The 18,183-nt window shown below is 41.6% G+C and carries 14 protein-coding genes, 10 tRNA genes, 1 rRNA gene and 1 pseudogene; 3 read left to right on the top strand and 23 right to left on the bottom strand.

All coding sequences use genetic code 11. The features are described from left to right. Window positions 1–288 precede the first annotated feature (288 nt). The 7 genes from B7697_RS00245 to patA all read right to left on the bottom strand — a co-directional run bounded on the left by B7697_RS00245 (window position 289) and on the right by patA (window position 8,328). Window positions 289–360, bottom strand: a tRNA-Glu gene (locus B7697_RS00245). A gap of 111 nt (window positions 361–471) precedes the next feature. Beyond that, window positions 472–906, bottom strand: coding sequence for a cytidine deaminase family protein (locus tag B7697_RS00240; protein ID WP_084949720.1), 435 nt, complete (start codon window positions 904–906; stop codon window positions 472–474). A gap of 13 nt (window positions 907–919) precedes the next feature. After that, on the bottom strand, window positions 920–2,380 hold the full coding sequence (gene gltX, locus B7697_RS00235; RefSeq protein WP_084949719.1) for a glutamate--tRNA ligase: 1,461 nt from the start codon (window positions 2,378–2,380) through the stop codon (window positions 920–922). A 127-nt stretch (window positions 2,381–2,507) separates the two neighbouring features. Further along, on the bottom strand, window positions 2,508–3,857 hold the full coding sequence (locus B7697_RS00230; RefSeq protein ID WP_000018269.1) for a glucose-6-phosphate isomerase: 1,350 nt from the start codon (window positions 3,855–3,857) through the stop codon (window positions 2,508–2,510). A 169-nt stretch (window positions 3,858–4,026) separates the two neighbouring features. Further along, window positions 4,027–4,716, bottom strand: a complete 690-nt coding sequence (locus tag B7697_RS00220) for a gamma-glutamyl-gamma-aminobutyrate hydrolase family protein (protein ID WP_000124770.1) — start codon at window positions 4,714–4,716, stop codon at window positions 4,027–4,029. Window positions 4,717–4,853: 137 nt separating this feature from the next. Further along, the gene (patB, locus tag B7697_RS00215; RefSeq protein ID WP_084949717.1) at window positions 4,854–6,620 is read right to left on the bottom strand and encodes a multidrug efflux ABC transporter subunit PatB; all 1,767 of its coding nucleotides are present in this window, start codon (window positions 6,618–6,620) and stop codon (window positions 4,854–4,856) included. A 1-nt stretch (window position 6,621) separates the two neighbouring features. Next, window positions 6,622–8,328, bottom strand: a complete 1,707-nt coding sequence (gene patA, locus B7697_RS00210) for a multidrug efflux ABC transporter subunit PatA (RefSeq protein ID WP_084949715.1) — start codon at window positions 8,326–8,328, stop codon at window positions 6,622–6,624. Between the two features lie 204 nt (window positions 8,329–8,532). Between patA and B7697_RS00205 the strand changes: the two genes are divergently transcribed. Both B7697_RS00205 and galU read left to right on the top strand, forming a co-directional pair. Continuing rightward, the gene (locus B7697_RS00205; protein WP_084949714.1) at window positions 8,533–9,549 is read left to right on the top strand and encodes an NAD(P)H-dependent glycerol-3-phosphate dehydrogenase; all 1,017 of its coding nucleotides are present in this window, start codon (window positions 8,533–8,535) and stop codon (window positions 9,547–9,549) included. 21 nt (window positions 9,550–9,570) lie between these two features. Then, on the top strand, window positions 9,571–10,470 hold the full coding sequence (gene galU / locus B7697_RS00200) for a UTP--glucose-1-phosphate uridylyltransferase GalU (RefSeq protein ID WP_084949712.1): 900 nt from the start codon (window positions 9,571–9,573) through the stop codon (window positions 10,468–10,470). A gap of 140 nt (window positions 10,471–10,610) precedes the next feature. On the opposite strand, the gene B7697_RS00195 is transcribed toward galU, so the two are convergent. The 6 genes from B7697_RS00195 to B7697_RS00170 form a co-directional block, all read right to left on the bottom strand. After that, entirely contained in the window at window positions 10,611–11,141 is a 531-nt protein-coding gene (locus B7697_RS00195) for an ATP-binding protein (protein WP_084949710.1), read from the bottom strand. 333 nt (window positions 11,142–11,474) lie between these two features. Next, window positions 11,475–12,152, bottom strand: a complete 678-nt coding sequence (locus B7697_RS00190; RefSeq protein WP_084949708.1) for a rhomboid family intramembrane serine protease — start codon at window positions 12,150–12,152, stop codon at window positions 11,475–11,477. Then, window positions 12,136–12,675: a 5-formyltetrahydrofolate cyclo-ligase gene (locus tag B7697_RS00185; RefSeq protein ID WP_084949706.1), complete on the bottom strand. Its 540-nt coding sequence runs from the start codon at window positions 12,673–12,675 to the stop codon at window positions 12,136–12,138. The genes B7697_RS00190 and B7697_RS00185 overlap by 17 nt, the downstream gene beginning before the upstream one ends. 11 nt (window positions 12,676–12,686) lie before the next feature. Beyond that, window positions 12,687–13,817, bottom strand: a complete 1,131-nt coding sequence (locus B7697_RS00180) for an N-acetyldiaminopimelate deacetylase (protein WP_084949704.1) — start codon at window positions 13,815–13,817, stop codon at window positions 12,687–12,689. A gap of 67 nt (window positions 13,818–13,884) precedes the next feature. Continuing rightward, window positions 13,885–14,583 carry a 2,3,4,5-tetrahydropyridine-2,6-dicarboxylate N-acetyltransferase gene (gene dapD / locus B7697_RS00175; protein ID WP_084949702.1) on the bottom strand — a complete coding sequence of 233 codons (699 nt, stop codon included), beginning with the start codon at window positions 14,581–14,583 and terminating at the stop codon, window positions 13,885–13,887. A 228-nt stretch (window positions 14,584–14,811) separates the two neighbouring features. Continuing rightward, window positions 14,812–15,723 (bottom strand): DMT family transporter, encoded by a 912-nt coding sequence (locus B7697_RS00170; protein ID WP_084949700.1) that lies wholly within the window; start codon window positions 15,721–15,723, stop codon window positions 14,812–14,814. Window positions 15,724–15,826: 103 nt separating this feature from the next. Here B7697_RS00170 and B7697_RS00165 point away from each other — a divergent pair. After that, window positions 15,827–17,174: pseudogene (locus tag B7697_RS00165) on the top strand (ISL3 family transposase). A gap of 127 nt (window positions 17,175–17,301) precedes the next feature. On the opposite strand, the gene B7697_RS00160 reads toward B7697_RS00165, so the two are convergent. From B7697_RS00160 to rrf, 10 genes are all read right to left on the bottom strand, one after another. After that, window positions 17,302–17,375, bottom strand: a tRNA-Pro gene (locus tag B7697_RS00160). A 15-nt stretch (window positions 17,376–17,390) separates the two neighbouring features. Further along, window positions 17,391–17,464: transfer RNA gene (locus B7697_RS00155), tRNA-Arg, on the bottom strand. An 11-nt stretch (window positions 17,465–17,475) separates the two neighbouring features. Then, a tRNA-Leu gene (locus B7697_RS00150) sits at window positions 17,476–17,561 on the bottom strand. A gap of 7 nt (window positions 17,562–17,568) precedes the next feature. Further along, window positions 17,569–17,640: transfer RNA gene (locus tag B7697_RS00145), tRNA-Gly, on the bottom strand. Between the two features lie 22 nt (window positions 17,641–17,662). Then, a tRNA-Thr gene (locus B7697_RS00140) sits at window positions 17,663–17,735 on the bottom strand. A gap of 18 nt (window positions 17,736–17,753) precedes the next feature. Beyond that, a tRNA-Leu gene (locus B7697_RS00135) sits at window positions 17,754–17,835 on the bottom strand. A 5-nt stretch (window positions 17,836–17,840) separates the two neighbouring features. After that, a tRNA-Lys gene (locus B7697_RS00130) sits at window positions 17,841–17,913 on the bottom strand. A 24-nt stretch (window positions 17,914–17,937) separates the two neighbouring features. Next, a tRNA-Asp gene (locus B7697_RS00125) sits at window positions 17,938–18,010 on the bottom strand. Between the two features lie 2 nt (window positions 18,011–18,012). After that, window positions 18,013–18,085, bottom strand: a tRNA-Val gene (locus tag B7697_RS00120). Window positions 18,086–18,089: 4 nt separating this feature from the next. After that, a 5S ribosomal RNA gene (gene rrf / locus B7697_RS00115) occupies window positions 18,090–18,183 on the bottom strand; the annotation flags it as partial.

Genomic DNA, 18,183 nt, shown 5'->3' with positions numbered 1-18,183 from the left:
CACGCCGCCAGCGTTCGTCCTGAGCCAGGATCAAACTCTCATTAAAAGTTTGAGTTCTCACTCATTTCTGTCACTGACAGATTTATTGTTTTTTTCATTGTTCAGTACTACAACCTTAGTTGTAGTGCCCTGCACATTGGTTCGTCTTGTTCAGTTTTCAAAGGTCTTTGTCACTAGCTTCTCTCAAGTGACAACTATATTAGTATATCACGGCCGCTTTCGTTTGTCAACACTTTTTTGAAACTTTTTTAATCTTTTTTCATCAAGTGCCTCAACCACAACATACCATAGTCCGTACGGGATTCGAACCCGTGTTACCGCCGTGAAAAGGCGGTGTCTTAACCCCTTGACCAACAGACCAGAGCTGTTATTTTCAACTCTTACTATTATACAGACTTTTTCACCTTTGTCAACACCTTTTTTTATCTTTTTTCAAATTAAGTAAAAAGAGCCAGAATTATACTGACTCTTCTATTGATTATTAAACTTAGAAGCACGTTCTTCTCCCCACCAATAGGGGATTAGTTCTGCGACTTTAACTGTTTTTCTTATATTATAGTCCATCATGAATTCTGCATCTTTATTTTCAGCATTAAGCTCTAAAAGGAATTCTCTACAAGCACCGCAAGGCATGGCTGAACTTCCACCATAAGGTGCTTTATCTCGAAAGGCTAATACTTTCTTAACCTTAGTTTGTCCTGAAAATTGGTACATATTGAAGAGAGCCGCCCGCTCTGCGCAGAGATGGAAAACACCACAGGTTCCCTCCATACAGAAACCTGTAAATATTTGTCCATCTTCTGCTTCTACTGCGGCCACAACATGGTTAGCGTAAACAAAATCAGATACTTCATGTGGATCGTATAGTTTCTGTGCTTCTTCGTACATCTTTTCCCAGATGTCCATTATTGTACCCTTCTTACTTAGAGATTTCCTTTAACATATTTTCGATATGCTGGATTGATTTTTCACGACCTAACAAGAAGATAGTATCTGGCAATTCTGGTCCATGCATTTCACCTGAAACAGCGATACGAATAGGCATGAAGAGATTTTTCCCTTTGATACCTGTTTCTTTTTGAACAGCTTTGATTTGTGGGAAGATATTTTCTGTTACAAATTCATCATCTGTCATCGCTTCAAGTTTTGTTTTGAAAGCTTCAAGAACTGTTGGGACTGTTTCTCCCGCCATGACTTCGCGCTCTGCTTCTGTCAATTCAGGGAAATCTGAGAAGAAGAGATCTGTCAATGGGATAATCTCATCTACTGATTTCATTTGTGGTTTATAGAGCTCAACTAATTTTTCAGCCTTGTCAGTTAAACGGCCTGCTTCCTCTAAGAATGGTTTTGCCATTTCAAAGATAGTTTCTAGGTCTGCATTCTTGATATAATCATTGCTCATCCAGTCGAGTTTTTTCTGGTCAAAGGCTGCTGGTGACTTGCTGAGGCGGTTTTCATCGAAAAGTTTAATGAGTTCTTCACGAGAGAAGATTTCATCTTCGCCACCTGGGTTCCAACCAAGAAGAGCAATAAAGTTAAAGACTGCTTCTGGTAAATAACCTTTTTTACGGTAGTCTTCGATAAACTGAAGGGTGTTGGTGTCACGTTTAGACAATTTTTTCCCAGTTTCAGAGTTGATAATCAAGGTCATGTGACCAAACTCTGGAGCTTCCCAACCAAGTGCTTCATAAACCATGAGCTGTTTTGGTGTATTAGCAATGTGGTCGTCTCCACGGATAACATGAGAGATTTGCATATCGTGGTCATCGATAACAACGGCAAAGTTGTAAGTTGGGTAACCATCTTTCTTTTGGATAACCCAGTCACCACCGATATTGCCACCTTCAAATTCGATATCACCTTTGACCATATCATGCCACTTGTAGATACCTGACTCATTGACAGCCAAGCGAACAGTGGGGATAATTCCTGCTGCTTCGCGTTCTGCGATGTAAGCTGCTTTTTCTTCTTCACTCATACCAAGGTATTCATTGATGTAGCGTGGTGTTTCACCAGCTGCTTCTTGGCGTTCGCGTTCAGTTGCCAACTCTTCTTCTGTAACGTAAGATTTATAGGCTTTTCCTTCAGCTAACAGTTGGTCGATGTATTTTTGATACAAGTCCAAACGCTCAGACTGGCGGTAATTTTCATGTGTTTCTGGGCTTTCATCCCAATCCATACCTAACCAGCGAAGGTTTTCAAGCTGTGAACGTTCACCATCCTCGACATGACGTTTACGGTCAGTATCTTCGATACGAATGATAAAAGTTCCACCATGATGACGTGCGTAAAGGTAGTTGAACAATGCTGTACGGGCATTCCCGATGTGTAGTAGTCCTGTTGGACTTGGTGCGTAACGTACGCGGATATCTTTTGACATAGTTTCTCCTATAAAGTCTCTAGGCGTCTGCCTTTTTGCTCTCTATATTATATCACAAGTCTTGGCTGAGTCCAATTTCTATGAATAAAGAGAGTAAAAAGAGTGGACAAACCACTCTTTTCTTCTATTATAGACGTGCGTTAAGTTCTTTACTCAATTCTTCAAATCCTGGTTTTCCAAGAAGGGCGAACATGTTACGTTTGTAAGCTTCAACACCTGGTTGGTCAAATGGGTTGATGGCATTCAAGTAACCTGAAAGGGCGATAGCCAATTCGAAGAAGTAGATAGTGTAACCAAGAGTGAAAGCGTCTTGCTCTGGAAGAGTCACGTACATGTTTGGTACATCACCATCTGTGTGGGCAAGAAGAACACCGTCAGTTGCTTTTTTGTTTACAAAGTCAACGTCTTTTCCTTGAAGGTAACCAAGTCCATCAAGATCTTCTTCCAAAGTAGGGATAATCACGTTCTTACGAGGTTTGTCAACACGAACAACTGTTTCAAACATGATACGAGTTCCTTCTTGGATAAATTGACCAAGTGAGTGCAAGTCAGTTGAGAAGTTGGCTGAAGTTGGGTAGATACCTTTTTGGTCTTTCCCCTCTGATTCACCAGCCAATTGTTTCCACCATTCTGAGAAGTATTGAAGTGATGGCTCATAGTTTACCAAGATTTCAGTTGCATAGCCTTTACGGTAAAGGATGTTACGAACTGCTGCGTATTGGTAAGCTTCGTTTTCAGAGATTTTATCTGAAGTGTAGTCTTTGCGAGCTGCATTCGCACCTTCCATAAGGGCTTTGATGTCAGCTCCTGATGCTGCGATTGGAAGCAAACCAACGGCTGTCAATACTGAGAAGCGTCCACCGATATCATCTGGAACAACAAATGTTTCCCAACCGTTAGCGTCTGCTTCAACCTTAACAGCACCTTTTTGGCGGTCAGTTGTTGCATAGATACGTTTGTTTGCTTCTTCTTGACCGTATTTCTTAACCAAGAGTTCTTTGAAAACACGGAAAGCAATCGCTGGTTCAGTTGTTGTACCTGATTTAGAAATCACGTTTACTGAGAAATCTTTATCAGCTACGTACTCTACCAAGTCAGCAAGGTAAGTAGATGAGATTGAGTTTCCTGCGTAAAGGATTTGTGGAGCCTTGCGTTCTTCTTTTGTTTGCAAGTTTGCAAAGTGGTGGTTCAAGAAGTCGATTGCTGCTTTGGCACCAAGGTAAGATCCACCGATACCGATTACAACCAAAACATCGCTGTCTGATTTGATTTGCTCAGCAGCTTTCAAGATGCGGTCAAATTCTTCGCGGTCGTAGTTTTCAGGAAGGTCCAACCATCCCAAAAAGTCGCTACCAGCACCAGTTCCTTTACGGATCAATTCATCTGCTGCTGTTACTTGTGATTGCATGTATTCCACTTCATGTGGTGCAACAAATTTGTCTAAAACTTTTGAATAATCAAATTTAATATGTGACATGTTATTCCTCCAATATTTCTTCTTTTCTATCATAACGCTTACCTTCGTTTTTTTCAAGTTTTTTGTCGAATTTCTCCAATTTTTATCAGAATTCAAACGTTTGCGTAAAAATCCCACATTCCAAAAATTTTGAAAAAATAAAAGAAAGAACGACTAGATGTTCCAGTCGTTACAGTTCATTCAATAAATACTCAAATAATTCTAAATTGCCATCTTCTTCATTGACCAGAAACTCTGGATGCCACTGCAAACCGATAATGCGGTGCTCATCGATAGACTCAATCGCTTCGATGGTCTGGTCTCTTGGATCAATAGCAGTTACACGGAAATTAGGTGCCAAATCTTTAATGCTTTGACGATGGACGGAGTTGACTTGACTTTCTTTTCCAAATAGCTTAGCCACCACGCTTCCTTCTACTGTCTCAATAGAGTGAGATGTTCCGAAAGGTAATCCTTGCCAGTGACCTTCAATTTCTTGATTGAGCGTTCCACCGAAGGCAACATTGACAAGTTGGACACCGCGACAGATTGCCATAATTGGTTTATTCTGACGGAGCGCTTCTTTCAAGAGCGCCAATTCAAATTCGTCACGCACTAGGTTGTAATCATCACTCTCGATGGTCTTTTTCTCTCCATAAAACTGAGGATGGACATTTTGACCGCCTGTCAAGATAAGTTTGTCAATCATTTCTACATAATCACGTACAACTGACTCATCACCAACAGGAATGACTAAAGGGAGACCACCGACTTGACGAATGCTCTCTGCGAATCTACAAGATACAGATGAATGAATGTTTTTACCTTCTGCGTCTACGGGACATAGATTTGCAGCAACTCCTACAACCGTTCTAGCCATGATGTCTCTCCTTTCGAATATTAACGATAGTCCTATCATATCACTCAAAACACCTTTCGTCTAATATGTTTTTTTTAAGTCCGTGATAAATATTTTTTATGGACAAGAAAAAGCTGCCCAAGGGGACAACTTTTTTCTTATTCAAAAACAAATTGATTGTGATAGAGTTCTGAATAGAAGCCACCTAGTTTCAAAAGTTCATAGTGGTTACCGCGTTCAATGACTTCTCCATCTTTAAGGACAATAATCTGGTCTGCATTGAGGATGGTCTTCAAACGGTGGGCAATGACGAAACTAGTTCTGCCTGCTACAACCGCCTCCATGGCATGCTGAATCTTGCTTTCTGTCACCGTATCTACGTTTGAAGTTGCTTCATCTAGAATGAGAACTTCTGGATCTGTCATCAGGGTTCGAGCGATAGAAATCAATTGCTTTTGTCCTGTCGAGAAGATGCTTTGATCATCATCGATAAGAGTATCGTACTTATCAGGTAAGCTTTCGATATAGTCGTGAATGTGGGTTGCCTTGGCTGCTGCCTCAACCATTTCTTGACTAGCATCTGGCACACCGAAACGGATATTGTCTCGAATCGTTCCGCTAAATAAGACCGAATCTTGCAAGACAATTCCCACCTTGCTTCTGAGACTATCCAAGTCATAGTCACGAATGTCTTTTCCATCAAAATAAATCCCACCAGCATTAACATCATAAAAGCGATTGATGAGGTTCATAATAGTCGTTTTCCCTGACCCTGTCGGACCAACAACCGCTGTCATCTGACCTTTAGGTGCAGAAATACTGACATCTTTCAAAATAGGTTTATCAGGTAAGTATGAAAAATCAATATGACTGATTTCAACACCTTCTTGCAACTTAGTAAAGGTCGGAGCCTTTTCAGGTCGAATTTCTTCCTCTGCATCAAACATTTCCTGAATCCGTTCAGCCCCAGTAAAGGCTAACTGAAGGCTTCCCCAACTTGCCGCAACTTGAATAATAGGCTGGTAGTACTGCTGTGAAAATTGGGCAAACATAACAATCAAACCTAGGGCTGTACTTGTTTCAATAGACTTATCATTCAAAAGTACAGCTGAACCAGCAAAGATGACGATGGCTGTGTTGACCAGACTCATCCCATTCATGACAGGGAAAAGAATTCCTGAGAACATTCTTCCTTTAAAGGTTGCCTTGCGCACGCGCTCATTTTGTTCAAGAAATCCTGCCATCATATCCTCTTGAATACCTTGCACAATCACGGCTTTTTGACCTGAGATACTTTCATCCATATAGGCATTGAGCTTCCCTACCTCTTTCTGCTGGAGGTTGGTATATTTCCGTGCCATTTTCACGATAAAAATCAGCATGAGAAAGGCCACTGGTGTACTGGCAATAGTGATGAGGGCCAGCGTCACATTTCTCGAAAACATGACAAGAATCAGACCAATGTATAGAACGATGTTGCTCATGACCTGAATCAAGCTTTCGTTAAAAGCTTGGAGGATATTATCCAAATCACTGGTAAAACGAGACAGGATATCGCCATCTTGTCGGCGGTCAAAGAAAGAAACAGTCAACCGAGCAAGCTTGCCAAAGAGGCCTTTGCGCATCTCGTTGGTCGATTCTGCAATCACGCGCGTCATGAGACACATGTATATCACACTGGAGATAAATAGAACCAAAACTAGCAGACCAAGATTGACCATGATTCCTGATAGGCTTTGCCAAACAAGTTCTGGATTGCCATTTTGATAAGCTTGAACTAAATTAGCTAACTCTGTTACCGCTTGTCCAGAAAATACCGGAAAGAGAGCTTGGGCAAGAGTCGCCAGAACAATCATCAGGATAACAACTACAAATGATAGCTTATAGACTTTAAAATAATTCCAAAAAAATTGAACTGTCTTCATTTTACTCCTCCTTTCCTTTCTGTGTTTCGTAGATCTCACGGTAAACGGAATTGTTGGCAACCAAGTCTGCATGCGTACCTTGACCAATCAATCGTCCTTGATCTAGAACCAAGATCTTGTCTGCATGAACTACCGAGCTAATCTTTTGAGCGATGATAATAGTTGTCGTCCCCTTCAAGTCCTTATTCAAGGCTTCTTGGACCAGGCGCTCTGACTTAGCATCCAAGGCTGAGGTCGAATCGTCAAAAATCAGAATACGCGGATTGCTGACAATTCCACGCGCAATCGACATCCTTTGTTTTTGCCCACCAGAGAAATTGGTTCCCCGTTCCTCAACTGGACTTTCAAAGGTTTTCTCCATACGATGAATGAATTCACTGGCTTGGGCAATATTGGCTGCGCGCTCCATTTCAAATAAAGTAGCATCTCCCTTACCCTGTCTCAAGTTATCTGCAATCGTTCCACTGAAGAGAATGGCACGTTGAAGAACGATAGAAACAGTTTTGCGCAGGGTTCCTTCACTCACTTCTCGAATATCCTTGCCTCCGATTTTGATAGCCCCTTCCTGCGGGTCAAAGAGACGTGGAATCAATTGAGCCAAGGTTGATTTTCCTGCACCAGTCGCTCCAACGACACCAACCATTTGTCCAGGTTCGACAGTAAAGCTCACATCTTTCAACATCGGTTCCTTATCCATTGGATAGGTAAAGGTCACATTTTCAAAGCTAAGACTTCCGACCAACTCTTCATCTGGGACATCCTTGAAGGTCATGGCTGGCTCTGCGTCAAGAATTTCTCGAATACGACGCATAGAAATCATAGCACGACTGACAGAATTTCCCAAAAATCCAACCATAATAATAGTAAAGATAATCTGGCTTAGGTAATTAACAAAGGAAGCAATGGAGCCAACAACCGATGGATCCGATTGAACCATCCCTGCAACTAGCCAAATAGAGAGGAAAACCGCCCCATAACCGACCAACATCATGACAGGTTCCACTACTGAAAAGGCGTAACCAATGTAAAGATTTTGACCGAGAAGCTCGTCTGAAACCTCCGTAAACTTAGCAAACTGCTCTTTTTCTTGGACAAAGGACTTGACCACACGAACACCGCGTAGATTTTCCTTGGCAATGGCATTGATGCGCTCAAGAAGTGTTTGAAACTTGGCAAAACGAGGACCCATCATTCCCATCATGACAGCTGTCAAGCCAAAAATCAAGACTACCATGAGAACAATCACCCACCACAGAGAAGGTAAAGTTTGAACCGCCAGGATAAACGAACCGATGAACAAGAGGGGAAGTCTGAAAAGAATTTGGAAGGTCATCATGACGATGTTCTGAATCTGGTTGATATCATTTGTCATGCGAACGACTAGATTTCCCGCATTAAATTGTTCAATATTGGCATAAGAAAAGGTTTGGATTTTACGGAAGGCATCCTCCCGAAGGTCAGATGAAACTCCTTGGGCAATATAGGCTGCGAGGACAACATTGAGCCCACCAGCAACCAGACCGACCAGGGCCACACCAATCAACCAAGCTCCGATACTATAAATGGCTTCATATTTCCCAGCAAGAAGGGCGTCTAACACTTCCTGCAGATAACGCGGTTGCAGAAGCGAACTAGCAACCATCAAGCCTGTCATCAGGAGCGAAGCCAAGGCCTGCCACTTATAGGTTTTTATTTTCTGAATCAGCATACTTTCTCCTTAAAAAATAGACAAAAGGGAGCGACAATGTGTCAGCTCCTTCTCATTCTGTTTGTGTGATGTTATTCTAGCAAAAAAGTGGGAACTTGTCAAAGAAGTCTCCTTGATACAAATTAGTGCGCTTTCATCTACAGTAATGCATGATAAAGGTTTTTATGGTAAAATAGTAAAAAGAAGGTTATAAAGGAGGGGAATATGAAAAAACAAACCATCGCCGTCTTGGGGCCTGGTTCTTGGGGAACTGCCCTTTCACAAGTCTTAAATGACAATGGACACGAGGTACGTATTTGGGGAAACATTCCCGAGCAAATCAATGAAATTAATACCTATCATACTAACAAACACTACTTTAAAGATGTCGTTCTAGATGAAAATATCATTGCCTACACCGACTTATCAGAGGCACTGAAAGATGTAGATGCGATTTTGTTTGTTGTCCCAACAAAAGTGACACGACTTGTTGCCCAACAAGTTGCAAAAACCTTGGACCATAGGGCTATCATCATGCACGCATCAAAGGGATTAGAACCTGATAGCCATAAACGATTATCAACTATCCTTGAAGAAGAAATTCCTGAACATCTCCGCAGTGATATTGTCGTTGTTTCAGGACCTAGTCATGCAGAAGAAACCATTGTGCGTGACCTAACTTTAATCACCGCTGCTTCTAAAGACTTACAAACCGCTCAATACGCTCAAGAGCTCTTTAGTAATCACTACTTCCGACTTTATACCAATACGGATGTTATCGGAGTCGAAACTGCTGGCGCTCTCAAAAATATTATTGCTGTAGGTGCCGGAGCTTTACATGGTTTGGGATTTGGTGACAATGCCAAGGCAGCCATTATCGCTCGAGGTTTGGCAGAAATTACTCGTCTAGGGGTAGCACTCGGAGCCAATCCATTGACCTATAGTGGCTTATCTGGTGTAGGAGACCTGATCGTAACGGGAACCTCCATCCACTCTCGTAACTGGAGAGCCGGAGATGCTCTTGGTCGTGGAGAATCTCTAGCTGATATCGAAGCCAATATGGGCATGGTGATTGAAGGAATCTCAACGACTCGAGCAGCCTATGAACTAGCGCAAGAACTTGGAGTCTATATGCCCATTACACAAGCCATTTACCAAGTTATCTACCACGGAACCAATATTAAAGATGCCATTTATGACATCATGAACAATGAATTTAAAGCAGAAAATGAGTGGTCTTAACCCTCTAAAGAAAGGATTCTTATGACATCAAAAGTTAGAAAGGCAGTCATTCCTGCCGCTGGACTTGGAACTCGATTTTTACCAGCAACAAAGGCCCTTGCCAAAGAAATGTTGCCAATTGTGGACAAACCAACTATCCAGTTTATCGTAGAAGAAGCTCTTAAATCAGGTATTGAGGATATTCTGGTTGTTACTGGTAAATCAAAACGTTCTATTGAGGACCACTTTGACTCAAACTTTGAGCTTGAGTACAACCTCAAAGAAAAAGGCAAGCATGACTTGCTAAAATTGGTAGACGAAACAACTGGCATTCGCCTTCACTTTATCCGTCAAAGCCATCCTCGTGGTCTTGGGGATGCTGTCTTACAAGCAAAAGCTTTTGTTGGGAATGAGCCCTTCGTTGTCATGCTGGGTGACGACCTAATGGATATCACAGATGACCATGCTGTTCCTTTGACAAAGCAATTGATGAACGATTACGAGACAACCCACGCATCAACAATTGCTGTTATGCCTGTTCCTCATGAAGAAGTTTCAGCATATGGAGTTATCGCTCCTCAGGGTGAAGGGATTAACGGTCTCTACAGTGTCGAAACTTTTGTTGAAAAACCAGCTCCAGAGGAGGCTCCAAGTGATTTGGCAATCATCGGACGCTATCTGCTCACACCAGAAATTTTTGATATCCTCGAAAATCAAGCTCCCGGTGCTGGAAATGAAATCCAGCTTACCGACGCTATTGATACACTTAATAAAACACAACGTGTTTTCGCTCGCGAATTTACAGGAGCTCGTTACGACGTTGGGGATAAGTTTGGCTTTATGAAAACATCTATTGACTATGCCCTCAAGCACCCACAAGTCAAAGATGACTTGAAAGATTACCTCATCCAATTGGGAAAAGAATTAGCTGAGGGGGAATAGAATTAGTTTCCAGTTAATAAATTAAGTCTCCAGCAAGTTGACTCTGGAGACTTAATTATTTTACAAATTTACATACAATTTAAAGATTTATGAGATATGTCTCTAAATCTACCAACTCAACTTCGGTCCTTAATGATGGATTACAGATTTTCAATCAAAAATCGATTTGAAGTTTTAATGATATTTGCTATTTTGGGGACGTCTAAATCATCTGTATACAGAAAATGTTTTTCCTTCTCCTTATTTTTAGCTAGAAACTCACTTCTTGCTTGTATTGATAAGTTGCCCACTCTTTCAATTTCTTTTCGAGAATCATCCCTATCTTTCAAGTTTTTTTCTTCGGCCATTAAGACACAATATTTTAGACCAATTTGTTTTTCTTTTAAGAAAGAAGCAATTTTCTTCAGTTGGTATTCAAAAATGACATACTCTATTACGACAGAGATGCCTCGAGTTATAAAATTATTGGTCAAGCTGATGATATTGTCCCAAAACAAATCCATGTAATAGCCCTCATCTTCCCAGGGAGCCACTATGCCACCTTTAATCATTAAGTAAATCAAATCCCCCTCTATAACTGCACTTTTATCAAAAGAATAAGCTAACTCTTTACTAACAGTACTTTTCCCAACGCCTGGGGGGCCTGAAATAATGTAAACACAATTTTCCAACTTTATACCTCTTTTATTCTAATAATTCTTCAATCAATTTCTAATATTATAACATTTTCTATTTTTAAAATATATAATAAGACTGATACAACACTATATTCTAGAAACTTACGATACAAAAGAAATAAAAAAGCACACCATTCTCAATTTTCTGCAAAAAAACTTATTTACAAATGACTTCTTCGCGATAGAATGGGCGCTCACTTTCTCAAATCATCTACATACAAAGCCTTATTTTAACTTGCTGTGTTGTTTCGAATGGTCCCAACCCACATTAAAAGCTACTCATTTTTTTAAGTAGCTTTTTTCTTATTCAAGTTTACATATTAGTCGTCACATTACCATTCCCTTGTAGAAAAGCAAAACCGAGAGTCCTACGAACAACACTAACGCTACCAGTCTCTGACTAGCGCTATACATCCGTCTTTCTCCTCGAACTGGAAAGATAACTGCTAGAAATGCTCCACCAACTGCTCCCCCGATATGGCCTGCTAGGCTGATTCCTGGAATCAGAACACTTCCAATAATGTTAACAACAAAAAGAGTCAGATAAGATTGGCCCAACTGCTGGATATAAGGATTGCGAGTTGCATAGCGAAGAACAATAATCGCAGCAAATAGCCCATAGAGAGAAGTAGAGGCTCCTGCTGCTAAGGATTTAGGACTAAATACAAAAACAAAGAGATTGCCCATCATTCCAGATAAAAGATAGAGAAAGCAAAACTTCTTGGATCCAAAAATTTCCTCTACTTGCCTACCAAGATAATAGAGCGAAAGCATATTGACAATGAAATGTTCCCAACCAATATGAACAAAAATGGCAGAAAAGAGACGCCAAGCCTGCTCAGGAAAGAGGCGAATAGCCGGCCCATACATGGCTCCAAATCGAAATAAGGTATCCGCCCTGTCAAAGTTTCCTCCTGTAGTCACCAACATTAGTAGAAATACCAAGGCCGTCACTAAGAGGAAGAAACTCGTCACAGGGTAACGTCTATCAAAGATTTCCTTCATCAATTAATACCTCCTGAACAGGAATATCATGGTTTTCAGGCATAAAGTCCTGAACTTGACAAGGATATATCGTACTCAAAGTATGACCAGAAAAATGTTCCAGATAGCGATCATAGTAACCTCCACCGTAGCCAATCCGATAGCCCTTGGTCGTAAAAGCCAAGCCAGGAACATGAATCAAATCAATCCGAGAGGCCTCCACAACTTCTAAGTTCCCTTGTGGCTCCTGTAAGCCAAAGGAAGTCTTTACCAACTGCTGCGGATCATAGACTACAAAGTCCATGCGCCCCTTGGGATAGGTTTTAGGTATCAAAACCTTCTTGCCGTCCTTCAGCGCCTGCTCAATCAATCCCTGCGTTTGAAATTCGTGCGAAAAAGAAAGGTAGGTTGCAATGACCTTGGCTTCTTGGTAGAAGGGGTGTTGTAAAAGTCGCTCGGTTAAAACTTGGTCTATAAACTGTTTTTGCTCTAGAGATAAAGCCTTCATTTCTTGCAAGACTTGCTTGCGTAATTCTGCTTTCATAGACAATTCCTCTACTCTGCTGCCTTCTTTTTCAGGAAACTAGAAACCGCATCTACCCCAATGGCTAAGGCTTCTTCCTTGGGACTCATCTGAGGGTGATGAAGGGCGTAGGGACTATCGATACCTAGCCAAAACATAACGCCATCAACTTTTGAAAGGAGATAACCAAAGTCTTCACCTGTCATAGCAGGCTCGATATCAATCAACTCGATTCCGTCTTTTTCTTCAAAGAAATCCATCAGTTCACGCGCCAAGGCTGAATGGTTCTCGACAGGCAGATAACCACCTTGCTTGAGTTCCACTTCGACTTCCATATCAAAGGCAGCTGCAACTCCTTCTGCAACTGTTTTGACCCTCTTTTGAACCAAGAGACTCATATCTTGAGTCAAGGCCCGAATAGTTCCATGCAAAAAGGCTGTGTCTGTGATGACATTGTTGGTTGTTCCAGCTTGAAAAACGCCAAAGGTCACCACTGCTCCCTCGATTGGGTTAACATTGCGACTGACAACTGACTGCACCTGGGTCACAAAGTAACTAGCAGCCACCAAGGCATCATTAGCTTCATGCGGAAAGGCTGCGTGTCCCCCTTTGCCTTTGAAACGGATTTTCACCTCACAAGTTCCTGCAAAGAGAGTGTGTGTATTGGTCGCAATCTGGCCAACCTTCAAATCTGGACGGACATGGAGTCCATAAAATTGATCTGGTAGCCAGTCTCCAAAAGCGCCATCTTCATACATGAGCATACCACCAGCTTCATTCTCCTCAGCGGGCTGAAATAGGAAAAGCAAATTATTTTTCGGTTGCTGCTCAAGGGCGCGCTCAAGACAGCCCAAGGCAATAGTCATGTGGAAATCATGGCCACAAGCATGCATACGACCTTGATGTTGAGAGGCGAAAGGCAGGCCTGTTTGTTCGACGATAGGCAGGCCATCAATGTCTGTTCGCCAACCAATGGTACGCTCTGGCTGACTTCCCTGCAAGTAAACCAAAATACCTGTCCGCCAAGTACGAACTTGAACAAACTTCTTGCCCGCAGTCAATTTCTCAATCATATCCAGCAGATAAGCCTGAGTATTGAACTCCTCCAAGCCAATCTCTGGAATTTGGTGCAAATCTCGTCTAGTCTGAATCAAATCTAACATCTATCTGTCCTCCTATATAGCAGAAAGAGGCTGGAAAAGGGTCCCGCCTCTATTTTTCTTTTACAAATTACAAGGTACGAAGCGCATCCTCTAGCGCTGTTTTTTGTTGGGTTTGGGCATCAATTTCTTTGATAATACGAGCTGGAACACCTGCTACTACTACGTTTTCTGGGACATCTTGAGTAACGATAGCTCCTGCAGCGACAACTGAACCACTACCGATTTGAACTCCTTCGATAACCACTGCATTGGCACCAATTAGAACATTGTCTCCAACACGGACTGGTTCTGCACTAGCTGGCTCAATCACACCTGCAAGAACGGCACCTGCACCAACGTGACTGTTGTTCCCCACGATAGCACGGCCACCAAGGATAGCACCCATGTCAATCATGGTTCCTGCACCAATTTCAGCACCGATATTGATAACTGCTCCCATCATGATAACAGCATTGGCACCAATTTCAACCTGATCACGGATAATAGCACCTGGCTCGATACGAGCATTGATAGCACGTTTGTCTAGCAAGGGAACTGCAGAATTACGAGCATCTTGCTCAACAACATAGTCTTGATTTTCTACCAAGCCATCGAGAAGCGGAGCCACGTCCTTCCAGTCTCCGAATAGAACATTCCCTAGTTTAACAACAGAGCTTGGTACAGCAGTTGCGAGTTGTCCCTCAAAGGTTACTTTCACACTGGTTTTCTTTTCAGCATTGGCGATAAATTGGATGATTTCTTGTGCGTTCATTTTTGTGGCAGTCATAGGTGCCTCCTAGTTCATTATAATGATACCTATTCTACCAAAAAAAGCCTCAAATTTGAAGCCTTTTTGTTTGTTTTTAGGTATGATTTTTAGGGATGTGAGATAAAACGTGCTGTCGGTAAAAGCAAGCCCCTACCGATACAACCTAAAGACACTCTTTACAACTATCTCCCCGTGTTTTATTGATTATTCTAGTATAGCACACTTTTAGAATTAAGAACAGACTTTTTATTTACTTTCTTTCGCTTCTTCTATCGATAGGAAAATCATAGGTAAAATAATCAAGGTCATAGCTAGAAGAAGTGACCAATCCACTACTAAGCCTAAAAACAAAACACTCAAGAGAGCCGAAGAGAGAGGTTCACTGGCACTGATAACGGAAACCACCAAAGGAGAAACCAAGGACACAGCCTTCATGGAAATAAAAAAAGCAAAAGCCGTCCCAAAGAAAGCGATAATGAGACAAATCAAGGTACTCCAAATATCAGGAACAAAAGAAAGTTGATAAACTGGCGAGAGAACATTGCTAAATAAACCTGCCAAAATCATCCCCCACCCAACCGTGGGAACAAAACCATATCTCTTGGCAAAAGGCTGAGGTAGGATAACATTAAACATAACCCCCATAGCGCTCAGCAGACCTGTTATAAGGGCTAGTGGCGTCATGGATAACTGAGAGAGATCTCCCTTTGTCGCCATCAAGCAAACACCCAGCATGGCAACCAAAACATAGAAAATAGCGCTTTTTGACGCTCGTTTTTGATAAACCAAGCGATTATAAAAGAGGATAAAGACAGGACTGATAAACTGTAAAATAGTTGCTGTCGCTGCATTTGAGTATTCTACGCAGAGATAGAAAAAATACTGAACTGAAAAAATTCCCAAAATAGCATAGGCTAAAAAGGGTAGATAATTTTTCTTGTCTCGCCAAATATCTAGCACTTGCGACTTTAATTGCATTGTAGACCAAATGAGAACAAGACTCCCTGCCAGTGTCAAACGCATAGAGGTAATCCAGCCAGAAGACACCTGATAATGGGTAAAGAAATACTCTCCTAGAATCCCACAGATTCCCCAGATTAAGCCGGATAGGAGCGAATAAATGGTTCCTTTAACAATCTTTTTCTGATACTGATTCATACCTTTATTGTAACACGAAAGGAAAAAAGAAAAAAGTGGCAATAGAAAAGTCCCATAAGATCTATAATGAAAAGTTACCAAACAACTCATTAGAAAGAATCATATGGAACAACTACACTTTATCACAAAACTACTCGATATTAAAGATCCTAATATCCAAATTATGGATGCTATCAATAAGGGTAACTTCTCAAAGTAACTTCCACTTTTACTAGCGCTAGAACTTAGTTTGGGAATTTAGCTGTTATCAATAGGAATACCCACAAGTAAATCATCTCTAAACTGGAATACGATGCCCCATCTTGTCCTCATTGTGGGAAGTCAAATGAAGAAATATGACTTTCAAAAACTGTCTAAGATTCCTTGCCTTGAAACGACTGGTATGCCTACTAGAATTCTGCTTAGCAAGCGACGATTCAAGTGCTATCACTGTTCAAAAACGATGGTAGCTGAGACTACTATCGTCAAGAGGAATCACCAACCCCCTCGTATCATCAACCAAAAGATTACTCAAAAGCTGATTGAAAAGACTTCTATGACCGATATTTCACATCAGCTAGCCATTTCAACTTCAACTGTCATTCGCAAGCTCAATGACTTTCACTTTGAGTTTAACTTTAGCCATTTGCCTGAAATTATGTCCTTGGATGTTAAAACAGTCAGGTGAGTGACTGTTTCAATCGGTAGATGAAGATGAGGTTCATTGCGCAAGATTTTTTAATCTCAGTATCATAGCTGTTCTTGAGGGTAGAACACAAACTGTCATCCGAAATAACTTTCTTCGCTACCATAGAGCTGTTCGCTGTCAGGTAAAAATTATTACTATGGATCTGTTAGTCCTTATTATGACTTGGTTAAACAGCTTTTTCCGAATGCAAAAATTGTACTTGATTGCTTTCACATTGTTCAACATCTAAGCCATGCTATGAGTCGTGTACGTGTTCAAATCATGAATCAATTTGAACGAAAAACTCATGAATACAAGGCTATCAAGCGATACTAGAAGCTCATCCAGCAGGATAGTCGTAAATTGAGTGATAAACGTTTTAATCTCCCTACTTTTCGTATGCACTTGACTAATAAAGAAATTCTAGACAAGCTTTTGAGCTATTCAGAAGACTTGAAACACCACTATCATCTCTATGACTCTTGCTTTTTCACTTTCAGAATAAGGAACCGGATAAATTTTTGGACTCATTGAGGACAATCTAAAGCAGGTTCATCCTCTTTTTCAGACTGTTTTTAAAACCTTTCTCAAGGACAAAAAGAAAATTGTCAACGCCCTTCAACTCCCCTTTTCCAACCCAAAAATGGAAGCAACGAATAATCTCATCAAACTTATCAAGCGCAATGCCTTTGGTTTTCGGAACTTTGGAAATTTCAAAAAACGGATTTTTATCGCTCTGAATATCAAAAAAGAAAGGACGAAATTTGTCCTTTCTCGAGCTTAGCTTTTCATCAACCCACTACAATTGACAAAGAGCCAATTAAAAAAGAGATAAGCAAACTGATTCTCTCTTAATGTATATAATATCTAGTTAAACAAAAAAAGATACGCTTACGTATCTCTGTAATGAATCGGGAAGACAGGATTCGAACCTGCGACACCTTGGTCCCAAACCAAGTACTCTACCAAGCTGAGCTACTTCCCGAGTTAAATAGAAAAATGCACCCTAGAGGAGTCGAACCTCTAACCGCCTGATTCGTAGTCAGGTACTCTATCCAGTTGAGCTAAGGGTGCTCATTAGTTTATGCCGAGGACCGGAATCGAACCGGTACGATCGTTACCAATCGCAGGATTTTAAGTCCTGTGCGTCTGCCAGTTCCGCCACCCCGGCCTCTCTAAGCGAACGACGGGATTCGAACCCGCGACCCCCACCTTGGCAAGGTGGTGTTCTACCACTGAACTACGTTCGCACTGTTTTCTTCTATCTAAAAATGCCGGCTACATGACTTGAACACGCGACCCTCTGATTACAAATCAGATGCTCTACCAACTGAGCTAAGCCGGCTCATTTATTATATCTTAATGCGGGTTAAGGGACTTGAACCCCCACGCCGTTAAGCGCCAGATCCTAAATCTGGTGCGTCTGCCAATTCCGCCAAACCCGCATATATGACCCGTACTGGGCTCGAACCAGTGACCCATTGATTAAAAGTCAATTGCTCTACCAACTGAGCTAACGAGTCTAAAATAACTTCCGTTATCTTAAACGGTCCCGACGGGAATCGAACCCGCGATCTTCGCCGTGACAGGGCGACGTGATAACCGCTACACTACGGGACCTATGGGAGTTAACGGGATCGAACCGCTGACCCTCTGCTTGTAAGGCAGATGCTCTCCCAGCTGAGCTAAACTCCCTAGAGCTAAGCGACTTCCATATCTCACAGGGGGCAACCCCCAACTACTTCCGGCGTTCTAGGGCTTAACTTCTGTGTTCGGCATGGGTACAGGTGTAT

Origin of the sequence: Streptococcus mitis, assembly GCF_002096895.1 — a bacterium.
GTDB classification, from domain to species: domain Bacteria; phylum Bacillota; class Bacilli; order Lactobacillales; family Streptococcaceae; genus Streptococcus; species Streptococcus mitis_AH.
This window is presented reverse-complemented; position numbering and strand designations above follow the sequence as displayed.

What these genes read in the sequence shown, in the direction of transcription:
- patA (WP_084949715.1), bottom strand. Translation starts at nt 8,328, where the DNA reads ATGCTGATTCAGAAAATAAAAACCTATAAGTGGCAGGCCTTGGCTTCG.
- B7697_RS00220 (WP_000124770.1), bottom strand. Translation starts at nt 4,716, where the DNA reads ATGGCTAGAACGGTTGTAGGAGTTGCTGCAAATCTATGTCCCGTAGAC.
- B7697_RS00185 (WP_084949706.1), bottom strand. Translation starts at nt 12,675, where the DNA reads ATGAAAGCAGAATTACGCAAGCAAGTCTTGCAAGAAATGAAGGCTTTA.
- galU (WP_084949712.1), top strand. Translation starts at nt 9,571, where the DNA reads ATGACATCAAAAGTTAGAAAGGCAGTCATTCCTGCCGCTGGACTTGGA.
- B7697_RS00230 (WP_000018269.1), bottom strand. Translation starts at nt 3,857, where the DNA reads ATGTCACATATTAAATTTGATTATTCAAAAGTTTTAGACAAATTTGTT.
- B7697_RS00190 (WP_084949708.1), bottom strand. Translation starts at nt 12,152, where the DNA reads ATGAAGGAAATCTTTGATAGACGTTACCCTGTGACGAGTTTCTTCCTC.
- B7697_RS00170 (WP_084949700.1), bottom strand. Translation starts at nt 15,723, where the DNA reads ATGAATCAGTATCAGAAAAAGATTGTTAAAGGAACCATTTATTCGCTC.
- B7697_RS00240 (WP_084949720.1), bottom strand. Translation starts at nt 906, where the DNA reads ATGGACATCTGGGAAAAGATGTACGAAGAAGCACAGAAACTATACGAT.
- dapD (WP_084949702.1), bottom strand. Translation starts at nt 14,583, where the DNA reads ATGACTGCCACAAAAATGAACGCACAAGAAATCATCCAATTTATCGCC.
- B7697_RS00205 (WP_084949714.1), top strand. Translation starts at nt 8,533, where the DNA reads ATGAAAAAACAAACCATCGCCGTCTTGGGGCCTGGTTCTTGGGGAACT.
- gltX (WP_084949719.1), bottom strand. Translation starts at nt 2,380, where the DNA reads ATGTCAAAAGATATCCGCGTACGTTACGCACCAAGTCCAACAGGACTA.
- B7697_RS00180 (WP_084949704.1), bottom strand. Translation starts at nt 13,817, where the DNA reads ATGTTAGATTTGATTCAGACTAGACGAGATTTGCACCAAATTCCAGAG.
- patB (WP_084949717.1), bottom strand. Translation starts at nt 6,620, where the DNA reads ATGAAGACAGTTCAATTTTTTTGGAATTATTTTAAAGTCTATAAGCTA.